Source organism: Leptotrichia sp. (genome assembly GCF_057270615.1).
Genome location: NZ_DBHIXN010000015.1, coordinates 1 through 14,203, shown reverse-complemented (window position 1 = coordinate 14,203; position 14,203 = coordinate 1). Strand labels below are relative to the sequence as shown.

Here is a 14,203-nt window from a genome sequence, read left to right as displayed (position 1 = left end):
TAGGAGGAATTAGAAATGGTAGATATGAGCATATATTCAAATCCATTGGCGGAGAGATATTCGAGTAAGGAAATGTTACATATTTTTTCACCAGAGTTTAAATTTAGAACTTGGAGAAAATTGTGGATAAATTTGGCGGAGGCTGAAAAAGAGCTTGGGCTTGATTTTATTACTGATGAGCAAATTGAGGAACTAAAAAAATATAAAGATGATGTTGACTTTGAAGTTGCGGCTGAATTTGAGAAAAAATTGAGACATGATGTTATGGCTCATGTGCATACTTATGGGGAACAAGCTAAAAATGCGAGAAAAATTATTCATTTGGGAGCGACAAGTGCGTATGTTGGAGATAATACTGATTTGATTCAAATTAAGGAAGGGCTTTTAGTTATTAGAAAAAGACTGCTTGTCTTAATTGAAAAAATGAGAGATTTTGCGTTGCAATACAAAGATTTGCCAACTTTAGGATTTACTCATTTCCAAGCGGCACAGCTTACTACTGTTGGAAAAAGAGCGACTTTGTGGCTTCATTCATTACTTCTTGATTTTGAAGAATTGGAATTTAGATTAGAAAACTTGAGATTTAGAGGAGTTAAAGGGACTACTGGGACTCAGGCTAGTTTTAAAGAATTGTTTGAAGGAGATTTTGAAAAAGTAAAACAGTTGGATGAATTGGTTACTGAAAAAGCTGGATTTGGTAAAAAACAAGGTGTTTCAGGGCAAACTTATGATAGAAAAGTGGACGCACAAATCTTGAATTTATTGTCAAATATTGCTCAGTCTTCACATAAATTTACAAATGATTTTAGATTGTTGCAACATTTGAAAGAATTGGAAGAACCATTTGAAAAAAATCAAATTGGGTCAAGTGCGATGGCATACAAGAGAAATCCAATGAGAAGTGAAAGAATTTCATCACTTGCAAAATATGTAATTTCAAGCTCACAAACAGGTGCATTAGTTTTTGCAACACAATGGTTTGAAAGAACATTGGATGATTCTGCAAGTAAGAGATTATCTATTCCACAAGCATTCTTGGCGGTTGATGCAATCTTAATTATTTGGCTTAACATTATGGATGGGGTTGTTGTTTATCCAAAAGTAATTGAGGCAAATATTCAAAAGGAATTACCATTTATGGCGACTGAAAATATCATTATGGAATCAGTTAAAAAAGGAATGGATAGACAAGAAGTTCACGAAATTATAAGAGAACTTTCGATGGAAGAAACAAAGGAAATTAAGTTGAATGGAAATCCCAATAGATTAATTGACAGAATTATAAAAGATGGAAGACTGGGACTTAAAGCAGAAGATATGGAAGGAATCTTGGTTTCAGCTAATTATACTGGATTTGCTGGGCATCAGACTGAGGATTTTGTGAAAAATGAGATTAATCCGATTTTGGATAGATATAAGGATGAGATTATTGAGGATAGGGAAGAATTGAGAGTTTAACTTGAAAAATGAAAAAAGCAAAAAAAATTTCCCTCACAAGAAGCCAGAACATGGCAAGAATAAAATCCAAAAATACAAAACCTGAAATCTATATCCGTAAATTACTTTATAAGATGGGATATAGGTACAGAGTGAACTATTCACAGCTTCCAGGGACACCTGATATTTTTATTCTGAAATATAATACAGCAATATTTGTAAATGGGTGTTTCTGGCATAGGCATAAAAATTGTAAAATTGCAACTTTTCCTAAGACAAACACGGAGTATTGGGAAAAGAAGTTCAAAAGAAATGTGGAGAGGGATATTGAGGTTTATGAGAAACTTTTTGAGATGGATATTAGTGTGATTACGATTTGGGAATGTGAAATTAATAAAATACAACGAAATGAAGAATATAAGGAAAAATATTTGAAAATTTTGAAGGATAGAATCGAAAGAGTCTTTAATTATGAAGAAAAAGACATTTCAGTTCAGATGGAAGTTGCAGAGAAAAATAAGAAATATCCAAAAATTTAAGGAGCGAAGTAATGAAAAGTAAAATACTATTGATTTTTTCAATCTTTATACTTTCTTTTAATGTTTTTTCAACTCCAAATTCTAATGAGAAATTTAAATTGGCAAAATCATATTTGGAACAGAAAGAATATGTTAAGGCTGAAAAAATATATTTGGAATTGGCTAAAAAGAAAGATGTTCATGCGATATATAATTTAGGTTATCTTTATATGGAGCAAGGGAAAATAATAGAAGGTGAAAAATATTATAAAATGGCTGCTGATATGGGGTATGATGATGCGATGTTTAATTTGGCAATGTTTTATGATAGACAAAAAGATTATGATAAAGAAAAATTATATTTAGAAAAATTGGCTGCAAAAAATCAAAATGATGCAATATTTCAATTGGCAATTATTTACAGACAGGAAGGAAATTATCAGAAGGCTGATGAACTTTATAAGCGATTATTAAAAGAAAAATATCAAGAAAGTGAAGTTTTCTATAATTTAGGAGTTTCTTGCTACTATCAAAAAAAATACGATGAAGCAGAAAAATATTTTTTGAAGGCAATAGAACTTGGAAATAACGATGATCCTGAATATAATTTAGGAATTTTATATAAAGTTCAAGGGAAATTTGCACAAGCTAAAAAATATTTGATACCGTTTGCTCAAAAAGGTAAAGTAGATGCGATGATAAATGTAGGAGCAATTTATCGAGATGAAAAAAATTATAGCAATGCTAAAAAGTATTATAAAATGGCAATGGATAGAGGTTCACGAGAAGCGGAAGCAGAATATAATACTATATTGATACTGGAAGAACACGGTTTATAAAATATGTGTTTAATAAACTAAGTTTTTTATCTCCACAAGGAGTCAAGACATATTGTTTCAGAATATTTATTTTGATAAATTCTGAGTTTGTATAGTTATCAAATAAATCTATAATATTAATTTAATAAAAAAAACAATATCTTATTTTAATAACAAGGGGATTTTTTACCCCTTGTTAGATAAGACAAATTTATTATTCAAAAAAAATTTAAACTATTTTTTACAAACTTTCTTCCGCTTCTTCAATTGTTTTGTATCCTTTTTCCAGCACAATATTTTCCAAATTATTTTCTGCTAAATTTATATTATTTGAAACGCAGTTTTGGATATATTCGTAATACAATTTTAAAGTTTTTATTGAATACGAAGACAATTCTCCCTTTAAATAAGTTTCAATTGAAGTGTAGTTTGGAGTATCATATTTTGAGTGTAAAGGACGACCTTTTGCGGTAAGTTTTGGATATTTTTCTATTATTTCTTCTTCCCAATGTAAATAAATTTTTACTATTTTTTTGATTAATTCTTTTTTTTCCTGGGGAATTTCAGGCAAATAGTTTTTGATTACTTCATATTCTTTTGGTGCACTATACTTCATCATTCTGGCATATTTATCCTGAACGATATTTTCGCCACGGTGTTTTGCTAAAATCAAGTCTTCCAAATAACTTTCCAAGATTTCATCAGGCAATGTTTCCCATTGGCTTCTTCTCATAATTTCAAATTCCTGTGGATTATCTTGACATTCTGCTCTTCCTTCTGTATGATGCACATTTTGAAAAAATTCCCATTCTCTTTTTAAAATTTGTCTAATAAAACTTTCTTTTTTACTAACTTCTATTTCCATTTTTGATTCTCCTATTTTTAAATCCATAATTATTTTATAAAATAATAGATATATGTTCGATAAACTAAGTTTTTTTTCTCTACAAGGGGTCAAGCCCCCTTGCTTTAGGATATTTTATTTATTAAATCCTAAGTTTGTATAGTTATTGAATAAATCTAATATTTTTTACATTAATCCATCGCAGGATTCCAGTTTCTTAACTTTTCGTCTTCTATTTTATTTTGCACAAAAGGCCCATAATCCTGTAAAAAATCGCTTGTTAATTGTCGTGGAACAATATTTTGATATTTCAATTCTAAAATTACATTAGCACTTATTTCTTCAATAATTTGAAATTTTCGGTTTACTGCACCAACTGGCAATTTTACTAATTCTTCAATTAGAAAATACGTTTTTTCTCCTAAAATTTTCAAATTTTTCAAGGCTTTTGGCATCCATTTATAAAACAGCTTATACTTTTTATTTAATAAAAAAATTATATGAATTGCCTCGTTTATAAACTCAGTTTCCGCTAGCCTTGCCGCCACAATCTCATTTCTTCTCATACACCGCAAATAGTTATACTGCCCAGATTGTGCCATTTTCATACATCTTGTGGCTATTTTATTAAGCCGTATATCTTCTGGAAAATATTTTTCCAAATCACTTCTAATTTTTGTAAATTTTCCCAAATTATCTAAAAAAACTTCGCCATTAACCGCCGTTGCAAGCAATTCTTCTGGAATCAATCTCCAATCATACAAATTTTCAGGTGCCTTCACATCCCCCAAAAACTTAAAAAACCAGTCATCCATATTCAGAACTCCACGTCGTCCATCTCCAAATTCACTCACATTCAATGCCCTAAATCCCAAGAATTCCTTAGGTAGCTCATTAAGCCTTTTTTGCAAATTCAGCCCATATTTCCCATAATCCTCCGAAGTTAGCCAAATACAGCAAGACGGTCCAAAATCATGATCCTGCGAAATCTCATCATCAAATCCAAAACATTCTGAACCTTCTCCCGCAAGTCCAGCCGCCATTTTTTCAAAAACTTCTGGAAACTCACTTTTTATAACTGGCAGATAAATTTCTTCAAAATATTTCCTTGAAAGTTCCAGTCCTTTTATTTTATTTGAATCCATTTTTTCTCCTTCTAAAAAAATCTAAACCATTTTTTCTTTTACAATTTCAATATTTTCCAAAATATTTTTATAATTATTACTTTCCTTTCCAAATGTTTTTTCACAGATTTTGGCACTTTCCTCGAATAATTCCAATGCCTTTTCGTATTCATTCTCTTCAAAATAAAAAGTTGCCATATTATTTAAGACTGCCGCATATAAATTGTGAGATTTTCCAACTTCCTTTTCAATTAATTTTAATGATTTTTGTAAATATTCTTCAGCTTTTTCAATATTTTTCACTTTCAAATAAGGCTGTACAAGATTACTCAATGTAATCGCATACTGAATTGGATTTTCCCCAACTTTTTCCAATACTTTCAGACTTCTTTCCTGTAATTCAATCGCCTCTTCAAATCTTCCAAGCTCCTGATAAAAAAGAGCCAAATTATTACATACGCTTGCATAGACATAATCATTTTGAAGATTATTAGCTTCATAAATTTTCATCGTATTAAGATAAATATCTTCTGTTTTATCATATTTTTTCATAAATCTGTAAACTTCCGCCAAGTTTAGGCTGCAAGTCGCATATGGAATACTGTCTTTTCCATACTTTTTCTCAATAAATCCTCGTGCTTTCAGCAAAGCATTTTTGGCTGTGTCAAATTCCCCAACATATTTAAGAGTTCCCCCAACTTCGTTCAAAATTTTAATATTCTCGTCACTTTCTTCTCCAAAAACATCTTCCGTAAGTTCTGCTAATTCCTTTAAAACTTTAACTTCCTCCACAACATTTCCCTGCTGCATAAGTTCTTTTCTCAAATTTGTCAATTCATTTATTCTAATTTTTTTTTCAAATTCGTTTAACATTTTAGATTTCTCCCTTTCACCAATTCTTTTTTATTTGAATATATTTCATTTTTAAATTTATTACTTAATAAAATTTTACCATACAAAATTATATTCTGCAACAATATAAAAAATAATTTTTTGAATCTATTGTATAAAAATTAAATATGTGCTATTATATTAAGTGTGAATAAAATATAATAAAATTAAATAATAAAACTAGTTACAAGGGAGTCAATAAATTGACTGAGAAAAGGATGTGAGCCTTGACCTTTTGACCTGATTTGGATAATGCCAACGTAGGAAGTAAGAAAGTTTATTTTAGATTACAAAGTATATACAAATTAGGTATATACTTTTTTTGTATTTGGAGGAAAATATGAAAAATGTATTGTCAATAGCAGGTTCAGATTGCAGTGCAGGAGCGGGAATACAAGCTGACTTGAAAACTTTTTCCGCAAATGAAGTTTACGGAATGACAGTTATTACAAGTTTAACTGCACAGAACCCGCAGAAAGTAAAGATGATAGAAAATGTCTCAATAGAGATGTTAAAAAGTCAGATAGAAGCAATATTAGATACTATAAAAGTTTCTGCCATAAAAATTGGAATGATAAATACTAAAGAAAACGGGAAAATAATATATGAATCTTTATTGAAATATAAAGCAGAAAATATAGTTCTTGATCCTGTGATGATTGCGACAAGCGGAAATTCTTTAATAAAAGATGAAACAAAAGACTTTTTAGTAAATAAATTATTTAAATTGGCAGATATAATTACACCTAATTTAGATGAAGCAAAAGAAATAGTAAAAATAATTTTAAAGAATGAAAATATAGAAAATATAGATAGTATAGAAAAAATGAAAACTTATGGAAAGATAATTGCAGATTTTACTAAAAAATGGGTTCTTGTTAAAGGTGGACATCTTTCAAATAGTGCAGTGGATATTCTTATGAATAGAGAAGAAATATATATTTTAGAAGGAGAAAAAATTTCTAGTAACAATACTCATGGAACAGGTTGTAGCTTATCTTCAGCTATTGCCTCTAATTTAGCTAAGGGCTATTCTATGCTGGACTCAGTTAAGAAAGCTAAGAATTTTGTCTTATGTTCAATAAGAAATTCAGTAGATTTTGGAGAAATAGCTGGGACAGTAAATCAAATGGGCGAAATATATAAAAATATTGATATAGAAAAACTTTATTAAGGGGAATATATGGACTTAAAAGACTGTAAAATTTATTTAGTAACCGATGAAAAAGCCTGTCTTGGAAAAGATTTTTATAAATGTATAGAAGAAAGTATCAAAGGTGGAGTAAAAATAGTTCAGTTAAGAGAAAAAAACAGCTCTACAAAAGACTTTTATGAAAAGGCATTAAAAGTAAAAGAAATCTGCAAAAATTATGGAGCATTATTTATTATAAATGACAGATTGGACATAGCACAGGCTGTCAAGGCAGATGGAGTTCATTTAGGACAGACTGATATGCCAATAGAAAAGGCAAGAAAGATTTTAAAAAATAAATTTTTAATTGGAGCAACAGCAAGAAATGCAAAAGAGGCTAAAAAAGCAGAATTATCAGGAGCAGACTACATTGGAAGCGGAGCTATTTTTGGAACAAATACAAAAGGCAATGCAAAAAAATTAGAAATGGAAGATTTAAAAAAGATAGTAAATAGTGTAAAAATACCAGTTTTTGCAATAGGTGGAATAAATATTAATAATGCATGTATGTTAAAAAATATTGGACTGCAGGGAATATGTGCAGTTTCAGGGATATTATCAGAAAAAGATTGTAAAAAAACAGTAAATATTATGTAAAAAAATTTTATTTAATACAAGGAGATGATATTATTATGTATAAAACACAGATGGAAGCTGCTAAAAAAGGTATTTTAACAAAGGAGATGAAAATTATTGCAGAAAGTGAATCTATGGATGAAAAAATTTTAATGGAAAGAGTGGCAAAAGGTGAAATTGCTATTCCTGCAAATAAAAATCATAGCTCTCTTTTAGCAAAAAGAGTTGGAACAGGCTTATCTACAAAAATAAATGTAAATTTAGGAATATCAAAGGATTGTCCTAATATAAATAGAGAATTGGAAAAAGTAAAAGTTGCCATAGATATGAAAGCAGATGCAATAATGGATTTAAGCTCGTTTGGTAAAACAGAAAAATTTAGAAAAAAATTAATCGCTATGTCTACTGCAATGATTGGAACAGTTCCTGTTTACGATGCAATTGGCTTTTATGATAAGGAATTAAAGGATATAAAGGCAGAAGAATTTTTAGATGTGGTAAGAAAACATGCAGAAGATGGAGTGGACTTTGTTACTATTCATGCAGGGTTAAATAGAGAAGCAGTAGAACTTTTCAAAAGGAATGAAAGAATAACTAATATCGTTTCAAGAGGAGGTTCGCTTATGTATGCCTGGATGGAACTTCACAATGCTGAAAATCCTTTTTATGAAAACTTTGATAAGCTTTTAGATATTTGTGAAGAATATGATATGACAATAAGTTTAGGAGATGCACTAAGATCAGGCTGCTTAAATGATGCAACAGATGCCTGTCAGATAAAAGAGCTAATAACATTGGGAGAATTGGCAAAAAGAGCTTGGAAAAGAAATGTGCAAATAATAATCGAAGGACCAGGACATATGGCAATAGATGAAATAGAAGCAAATGTGAAGTTAGAAAAGAAGCTTTGCCACAATGCACCTTTTTATGTGCTAGGACCATTAGTAACAGATATTGCACCAGGCTATGACCATATCACTTCAGCAATTGGCGGGGCAATAGCAGCTGCAGCTGGAGTTGATTTTCTATGTTATGTGACACCAGCAGAGCATTTAAGATTGCCAAACTTAGATGATATGAAAGAAGGAATAATAGCATCTCGTATTGCAGCTCATGCTGCCGATATTAGTAAAAAAGTTCCAAAGGCTATTGACTGGGATAATAGAATGGCAAAATATAGAGCAGATATAGATTGGGAAGGAATGTTTGCAGAAGCAATAGATGAAGAAAAAGCCAGAAGATATAGAAAAGAGTCTACTCCTGAAAATGAAGATACTTGTACTATGTGCGGAAAAATGTGTTCTATGAGAACTATGAAAAAAATAATGTCAGGTGAAGATGTAAATATTTTAAAATAGGAGTGTAAAATGGCAAAAATTAACGGAAAATATGAAGAAATTAACAATATTAACTTGCTAGATTATTTAACAAAAAATAAATATAGAACAGATAGAATTGTTGTTGATTTCAACGGAAATATAATAAAAAAGGAAGATTTTGAAAAAATTAATATAAAAAATACAGATAAGATAGAAATCGTATGTTTTGTTGGTGGAGGTTAATATATGGATTTAAAAGAAGAAGATTTGCTTAAAAGAAATGTGAAAGGTACATTTGAAAAATTAAAAAAGACAAAAATCTGTATTTTAGGCTTGGGAGGATTGGGTTCAAATGTGGCGGCTTTACTTGCAAGAGCAGGGATAGGATATTTAAAATTAGTAGATTTTGATATTGTCGAAGCAAGTAATTTGAACAGACAGCAATATAGAGTATCTCATATAGGAATGAAAAAAACTAAAGCTATAAAAAATATTATAAAGGAAATTAATCCTTTTGTAAAAATTGATATTCTGGATACAAAAGTGGATAAAGAAAATATATCTTCTATAGTTAAAGATATAAAAATTATTGTAGAAGCCTTTGATAGAGCTGAAACAAAAGCTATGGCAATAGAAAAATTGCTGACAAATAAAAATAAAATAGTTATATCCGCATCTGGAATGGCTGGTTTAGGCTCATCAAATGAAATTATTACAAGAAGAGTTAGAGATAATTTTTATTTGACTGGGGATAATTATTCGGATTATGAAGAATATTCGGGCATTATGTCAACTAGAGTCATGATCTGTGCCGCACACCAAGCCAATATGGTTTTAAGATTAATACTAGGAGAAGAAAAATGAAAGATAGTTTTAAACTTGGAAATAAAGAATTTAATTCAAGATTTATTCTTGGTTCAGGAAAATATTCAAATGAATTAATAAATAGTGCCATTAATTATGCACAAGCAGAAATAGTAACTGTTGCAATGAGAAGGGCTATCAGTGGAGTTTGGGAAAATATTTTAGATTATATTCCTAAAAATATAACTTTACTTCCTAATACTTCTGGTGCAAGAAATGCAAAAGAAGCAGTAAAAATAGCAAGACTTGCAAGAGAATGCACTCAAGGAGATTTTATTAAAATTGAAGTTATAAAAGATAGCAAATATCTTTTGCCAGATAACTATGAAACTATAAAGGCAACTGAAATATTGGCAAAAGAAGGCTTTATTGTAATGCCATATATGTACCCTGATTTAAATGTGGCAAGAGATTTAAGAGATGCAGGAGCAAGCTGTATAATGCCTCTTGCAGCACCAATAGGCTCTAATAGAGGACTGATAACAAAGGAATTTATACAAATTTTAATAGATGAGATAGATTTGCCAATAATAGTTGATGCAGGGATAGGGAAACCTTCTCAAGCTTGTGAAGCAATGGAAATGGGAGTAACCGCAATTATGGCAAATACTGCAATAGCAACTGCAAATGATATTCCAAGAATGGCAAAAGCTTTTAAGTATGCAATACAAGCTGGAAGAGATGCTTATCTTGCAAAAGTAGGAAGAGTTTTGGAAAACGGAGGCTGTGCCTCTTCACCGCTTACAGGATTTTTAAATGAGGTGGACTAATGAAACTAAAAAACATTAACTCAGATATTTTGAATAAAGTAATAAATAAAATAAATGATTATGACTACAATTCCTTTTCAGATGAAGATATAAAAAAAGCCTTAAATAAAGATTATTTATCCACAAGAGATTTTCAAGCTCTGCTATCTCCAAAAGCTATAAATTATCTTGAAGAAATGGCACAAAAAGCAAAAGAATGCAGAAAAAGATATTTTGGAAATTCTGTCTATATGTTTACACCTCTATATATCTCAAACTACTGCGATAATTATTGTGTTTACTGTGGTTTTAACTCGCATAATAAGATAAAAAGGGCTAGATTAAATTTTGAACAGATAGAAGCTGAATTAAAGGAAATAGCAAAAACAGGTTTGGAAGAAATACTTATACTTACAGGAGAAAGTGAAAAATATTCCAATATTGAATATGTTGGAAAGGCTTGTAAATTAGCAAGAAAATATTTTAATAATGTAGGAATCGAAATATATCCTGTAAATGTGGAAGACTATAAGTACCTAAATTCTTGTGGAGCGGACTATGTAACAATCTTTCAAGAAACATACAACGAAGAAAAATACCAAAAATTACATTTAGAAGGACATAAAAAAGTTTTTTCATATAGATTTAATTCACAGGAAAGGGCTTTAATGGGGGGGATGAGAGGTGTTGCTTTTGGAGCATTGCTAGGGCTGGATGATTTTAGAAAAGATGCTTTTTCAACAGGTTATCATGCTTATCTCTTACAAAAAAAATATCCTCATGCAGAAATTTCTATTTCCTGTCCAAGATTAAGACCTATTATCAATAATCTAAAAATAGAACAAAAATTTATCAGTGAAAAAGACCTGTTTCAAATTGTATGTGCATATAGACTATTTTTACCCTTTGCAAATATAACGATATCTACAAGGGAAAAGCCTAATTTTAGGGATAATATAATAAAAATAGCCGCAACAAAAATTTCGGCAGGAGTGGATACAGGAATAGGTGCTCATAGTGGATGTTCAAATAAAAAAGGTGACGAGCAGTTTGAAATAGCAGATAGAAGAACAGTAGCCCAAATATTTGAAAAGATAAAAAGTGAAAATTTACAACCTGTGATGAACGACTATATTTATTTAGAGGATAATTGATTATTATGGATAAAATAAAATTAAATATTATTAGTAACAGAAAATTATGTACTAATGGCAATCTTAAAAAGCAAGTTGAAAAAATTTTTTCTGATTATGAGAAAAAAATGATTCTAAAAAATTTTGAGATTACTGCACTTACTTTAAGAGAAAAAGACTTAGATAAAAATAAATATCTAAACTTAGTGAAAAAAATTTATCCTATTTGCCAAAAATATAAGATAAATTTAATTTTACATCAAAATTATGATTTAAACTTGGATGAAAAATATAATATTGAAGGTATTCATTTAAGTTATAATGTTTTTAAGTCTTTAGAAGAAAATATTAAAATAGGACTTATAAAAAAATATAAAAAAATAGGAGTATCTATACATAGTCTTGAGGAAGCTAAAAAAGTAGAAATTTTGGGAGCAAACTATGTAGTTGCAGGACATATATTTAAAACAGATTGCAAAAAAGGCTTAGAGCCAAGGGGACTAAAATTTGTTGAAAATCTATCATCTGTATTAAACATTCCTGTATTTGCAATAGGCGGAATAAATGAAAGAAATTCCCAGTCTGTTATTAATAGTGGAGCTTTTGGACTATGTATGATGTCAAGTCTAATGAAATATTAAACTATCTATTATGTTTTATATTAGAATAAGACAATCCTATTTTTCACAGCTTTTAATAAATTTATCAAAAATCTTTTGCATTTTTTGGTTTCCACGTACTGCCATCATTTCAGGATGCCATTGAACGGCATAAAAGAATTTGTGATTTTTGTTTTGAAAAGCCTCTATTATTCCATCGTTTGCTTTTGCAATCGAAGTTAATCCATTTCCCAAATCTTTTATCATTTGATGATGATAAGAATTTGTTCTTGCTTTTTTTCCAAAAATTTCAAATAAAATATTGTCCTCTTCAATGTTTATATCATGTGTTGGTAAGTCTGGAAGCCATTTTTGCATATGATTAATTGTTGTATCTATATATTTTACATCTTGATACAAACTTCCACCAAAATAAACATTTGCAATTTGAAGTCCACGGCAAATTCCCAAAATAGGTTTTCCAGTTTTCATAAATTCATCCAAGATTACAAGTTCAAATTTATCTCTTTCTGGTGTAATACTTCCGACTTCCTGCAAGCAATCTTCCCCATACAAAGCAGGATCAGGATCTCCTCCTCCCGAAAGTAAAAGTCCATCCAAAAGCTGTATTTGCTCTTTTATAACTTCAATATTTTCCGTTATTGGCAAAATAAATGGAATTCCTCCAGAATTTATGACAGCTTTGCTGTAATCTACTGAAACTATTGTTTTATGATCATTTAGTCTGTTTGGATTTAGTTCCAGCGAAGTGGTGATTCCTATTAATGGTTTTCTTTTGTTATTCATTTTTTCTGTTCCCTTCTTTACTTTTCTTTAACTTTTTAAAGCTACTTTTTTTATTTGAAATTTCTCACTCTTCCAAAAAAGTCGATAAAATTTCTATAAGTTACCATCTCGATTTCATTTTGAGAATATCCTCTCTTTTTCAAGGCTTTTTCCACATTTCTCAGCTCTGTAACATCGTGCAATCCCAAAAGCCCAGAAACTTCTTCCCCTTCTGGCGTATAATATTCTGCAAAATCAAGTCCAAATCCAACTTTATCCAGTCCAATTTTATTAGCCACATATTCCAGATGATTCAAAAGCATTTCCAAATTTTTTTCACTCTCATTTTGACTTACAAAATTATGATAACTGTTCATTCCAACCATTCCACCACGTTCACCAATACACAAAATCTGATCATCAGTCAAATTTCTCATTGCTGGACAAAGGCTTCTTGCATTTGAGTGGGAAGCAAAAAATGGTTTTTTAGAATGTTTTGCAATATCCCAGAAAGTTTTATCATTTGCATGTGAAACATCAAGCAAAATTCCAAGTTCATTGATAATTTTCACAGCATCAATTCCAAGTGGTGTAAGTCCTCTGTTTTTATCTCCACTTTGTCCTGTCGCAAAAGCATTCGTTTCATTCCAAGTCATTCCGATATGCCGTACTCCAAGCTGATACAGCAAATAAATATAGTCAAGTTTATCCCCAATTCCAGGAAGCCCTTCAATTCCAAGCACAACTCCAAATTTTTTATCCTTTTCATTCAGACTTTTTTCCATCATTTTAAAATCAGACGGCTCTTTTATTATTTTTATCAAATCCCTTGCATAATGCAATTCTTCAGTCATTGCCCTTAAATCTGCAAAAAAATATTCTTCAGGATTTTCCACTTCATTTACATTCAAATAAATTACAAAAATTCCTCCAGAAAGTCCTCCCTTCAAAAATTTTTCCTTATATTTATTTCTTATAACATCTTTATTCCCCTTTTTATATTCCCAAAAATTATCTGTCCACACATCTGCATGCATATCGAAAAACATTAATTTCCCTTCTTTCTCTAATATTTTATTAGTATTAATTATTTTCCTTGAAAATAATCAAGTGCTTCAATTAAGCTGTTAAATTTTTTGTAAAGTAATTTTTCAATTTCTTCTGTTGGTTTTAATTTATCTGGTACCATAATTGGAAATGTTCCCGCTGCATGTGCCGCTCTTATTCCATTAAAAGAATCTTCAAATACTGCTGTCTTTTCTGGAGCTGCTCCTGCTTTCTTTGCCCCAATTAGAAATACTTCAGGATCTGGCTTGCCGTGAACTACGTCCTCTGCTGTTACAAAATGAGAAA

17 protein-coding genes and 1 riboswitch are annotated in these 14,203 nt (G+C 30.1%); of the genes, 11 read left to right on the top strand and 6 right to left on the bottom strand.

Going from position 1 to position 14,203, the window contains the following annotated elements:
- The first annotated feature begins 15 nt into the window (after positions 1–15).
- From purB to ACO409_RS04450, 3 genes are read left to right on the top strand one after another with little or no spacing between them, the layout of a single operon-like run.
- Positions 16–1,458 carry an adenylosuccinate lyase gene (gene purB / locus ACO409_RS04460; RefSeq protein WP_485555215.1) on the top strand — a complete coding sequence of 481 codons (1,443 nt, stop codon included), beginning with the start codon at positions 16–18 and terminating at the stop codon, positions 1,456–1,458.
- An 8-nt stretch (positions 1,459–1,466) separates the two neighbouring features.
- A complete protein-coding gene (locus ACO409_RS04455) occupies positions 1,467–1,976 on the top strand; it encodes a very short patch repair endonuclease (RefSeq protein ID WP_485555213.1) in 510 nt (169 codons plus the stop codon).
- An 11-nt stretch (positions 1,977–1,987) separates the two neighbouring features.
- Positions 1,988–2,794: a tetratricopeptide repeat protein gene (locus ACO409_RS04450; protein WP_485555211.1), complete on the top strand. Its 807-nt coding sequence runs from the start codon at positions 1,988–1,990 to the stop codon at positions 2,792–2,794.
- A 220-nt stretch (positions 2,795–3,014) separates the two neighbouring features.
- Here ACO409_RS04450 and ACO409_RS04445 read toward each other — a convergent pair whose 3' ends face one another.
- The 3 genes from ACO409_RS04445 to ACO409_RS04435 form a co-directional block, all read right to left on the bottom strand.
- Positions 3,015–3,638, bottom strand: a complete 624-nt coding sequence (locus ACO409_RS04445) for a DUF4125 family protein (protein WP_146964557.1) — start codon at positions 3,636–3,638, stop codon at positions 3,015–3,017.
- A gap of 170 nt (positions 3,639–3,808) precedes the next feature.
- A complete protein-coding gene (locus ACO409_RS04440) occupies positions 3,809–4,762 on the bottom strand; it encodes a DUF4037 domain-containing protein (protein WP_485555209.1) in 954 nt (317 codons plus the stop codon).
- A 21-nt stretch (positions 4,763–4,783) separates the two neighbouring features.
- Positions 4,784–5,614 carry a tetratricopeptide repeat protein gene (locus ACO409_RS04435; RefSeq protein WP_485555207.1) on the bottom strand — a complete coding sequence of 277 codons (831 nt, stop codon included), beginning with the start codon at positions 5,612–5,614 and terminating at the stop codon, positions 4,784–4,786.
- Between the two features lie 196 nt (positions 5,615–5,810).
- Positions 5,811–5,916: riboswitch (TPP riboswitch) on the top strand.
- A gap of 56 nt (positions 5,917–5,972) precedes the next feature.
- Here ACO409_RS04435 and thiD point away from each other — a divergent pair.
- The 8 genes from thiD to ACO409_RS04395 are packed head-to-tail and all read left to right on the top strand — an operon-like array spanning position 5,973 to position 12,106.
- Positions 5,973–6,806, top strand: coding sequence for a bifunctional hydroxymethylpyrimidine kinase/phosphomethylpyrimidine kinase (gene thiD / locus ACO409_RS04430; RefSeq protein WP_485555205.1), 834 nt, complete (start codon positions 5,973–5,975; stop codon positions 6,804–6,806).
- 9 nt (positions 6,807–6,815) lie between these two features.
- Positions 6,816–7,421, top strand: coding sequence for a thiamine phosphate synthase (gene thiE / locus ACO409_RS04425; RefSeq protein ID WP_485555203.1), 606 nt, complete (start codon positions 6,816–6,818; stop codon positions 7,419–7,421).
- A 35-nt stretch (positions 7,422–7,456) separates the two neighbouring features.
- Entirely contained in the window at positions 7,457–8,758 is a 1,302-nt protein-coding gene (gene thiC / locus ACO409_RS04420; RefSeq protein ID WP_485555201.1) for a phosphomethylpyrimidine synthase ThiC, read from the top strand.
- 9 nt (positions 8,759–8,767) lie between these two features.
- The gene (gene thiS, locus ACO409_RS04415; protein WP_018499107.1) at positions 8,768–8,962 is read left to right on the top strand and encodes a sulfur carrier protein ThiS; all 195 of its coding nucleotides are present in this window, start codon (positions 8,768–8,770) and stop codon (positions 8,960–8,962) included.
- Positions 8,963–8,965: 3 nt separating this feature from the next.
- The gene (gene thiF / locus ACO409_RS04410; protein WP_485555199.1) at positions 8,966–9,583 is read left to right on the top strand and encodes a sulfur carrier protein ThiS adenylyltransferase ThiF; all 618 of its coding nucleotides are present in this window, start codon (positions 8,966–8,968) and stop codon (positions 9,581–9,583) included.
- Positions 9,580–10,353 (top strand): thiazole synthase, encoded by a 774-nt coding sequence (locus ACO409_RS04405; protein ID WP_485555197.1) that lies wholly within the window; start codon positions 9,580–9,582, stop codon positions 10,351–10,353. The genes thiF and ACO409_RS04405 overlap by 4 nt, the downstream gene beginning before the upstream one ends.
- A complete protein-coding gene (gene thiH / locus ACO409_RS04400; protein WP_485555195.1) occupies positions 10,353–11,486 on the top strand; it encodes a 2-iminoacetate synthase ThiH in 1,134 nt (377 codons plus the stop codon). The genes ACO409_RS04405 and thiH overlap by 1 nt, the downstream gene beginning before the upstream one ends.
- Positions 11,486–12,106 (top strand): thiamine phosphate synthase, encoded by a 621-nt coding sequence (locus tag ACO409_RS04395; RefSeq protein ID WP_485555250.1) that lies wholly within the window; start codon positions 11,486–11,488, stop codon positions 12,104–12,106. Before thiH ends, ACO409_RS04395 begins: the two co-directional genes overlap by 1 nt.
- Positions 12,107–12,142: 36 nt before the next feature.
- Here the strand turns inward: ACO409_RS04395 and ACO409_RS04390 are convergent, their stop codons facing one another.
- The 3 genes from ACO409_RS04390 to ACO409_RS04380 all read right to left on the bottom strand — a co-directional run.
- On the bottom strand, positions 12,143–12,871 hold the full coding sequence (locus tag ACO409_RS04390) for a gamma-glutamyl-gamma-aminobutyrate hydrolase family protein (RefSeq protein WP_485555193.1): 729 nt from the start codon (positions 12,869–12,871) through the stop codon (positions 12,143–12,145).
- Positions 12,872–12,921: 50 nt separating this feature from the next.
- Positions 12,922–13,899, bottom strand: coding sequence for a dipeptidase (locus tag ACO409_RS04385; protein WP_485555191.1), 978 nt, complete (start codon positions 13,897–13,899; stop codon positions 12,922–12,924).
- Between the two features lie 38 nt (positions 13,900–13,937).
- The coding region (locus tag ACO409_RS04380; RefSeq protein ID WP_485555189.1) for an HAD family hydrolase at positions 13,938–14,203 on the bottom strand (266 nt) is incomplete at its 5' end.

What these genes read in the sequence shown, in the direction of transcription:
- purB (WP_485555215.1), top strand. Translation starts at nt 16, where the DNA reads ATGGTAGATATGAGCATATATTCAAATCCATTGGCGGAGAGATATTCG.
- ACO409_RS04455 (WP_485555213.1), top strand. Translation starts at nt 1,467, where the DNA reads ATGAAAAAAGCAAAAAAAATTTCCCTCACAAGAAGCCAGAACATGGCA.
- ACO409_RS04450 (WP_485555211.1), top strand. Translation starts at nt 1,988, where the DNA reads ATGAAAAGTAAAATACTATTGATTTTTTCAATCTTTATACTTTCTTTT.
- ACO409_RS04445 (WP_146964557.1), bottom strand. Translation starts at nt 3,638, where the DNA reads ATGGAAATAGAAGTTAGTAAAAAAGAAAGTTTTATTAGACAAATTTTA.
- ACO409_RS04440 (WP_485555209.1), bottom strand. Translation starts at nt 4,762, where the DNA reads ATGGATTCAAATAAAATAAAAGGACTGGAACTTTCAAGGAAATATTTT.
- ACO409_RS04435 (WP_485555207.1), bottom strand. Translation starts at nt 5,614, where the DNA reads ATGTTAAACGAATTTGAAAAAAAAATTAGAATAAATGAATTGACAAAT.
- thiD (WP_485555205.1), top strand. Translation starts at nt 5,973, where the DNA reads ATGAAAAATGTATTGTCAATAGCAGGTTCAGATTGCAGTGCAGGAGCG.
- thiE (WP_485555203.1), top strand. Translation starts at nt 6,816, where the DNA reads ATGGACTTAAAAGACTGTAAAATTTATTTAGTAACCGATGAAAAAGCC.
- thiC (WP_485555201.1), top strand. Translation starts at nt 7,457, where the DNA reads ATGTATAAAACACAGATGGAAGCTGCTAAAAAAGGTATTTTAACAAAG.
- thiS (WP_018499107.1), top strand. Translation starts at nt 8,768, where the DNA reads ATGGCAAAAATTAACGGAAAATATGAAGAAATTAACAATATTAACTTG.
- thiF (WP_485555199.1), top strand. Translation starts at nt 8,966, where the DNA reads ATGGATTTAAAAGAAGAAGATTTGCTTAAAAGAAATGTGAAAGGTACA.
- ACO409_RS04405 (WP_485555197.1), top strand. Translation starts at nt 9,580, where the DNA reads ATGAAAGATAGTTTTAAACTTGGAAATAAAGAATTTAATTCAAGATTT.
- thiH (WP_485555195.1), top strand. Translation starts at nt 10,353, where the DNA reads ATGAAACTAAAAAACATTAACTCAGATATTTTGAATAAAGTAATAAAT.
- ACO409_RS04390 (WP_485555193.1), bottom strand. Translation starts at nt 12,871, where the DNA reads ATGAATAACAAAAGAAAACCATTAATAGGAATCACCACTTCGCTGGAA.
- ACO409_RS04385 (WP_485555191.1), bottom strand. Translation starts at nt 13,899, where the DNA reads ATGTTTTTCGATATGCATGCAGATGTGTGGACAGATAATTTTTGGGAA.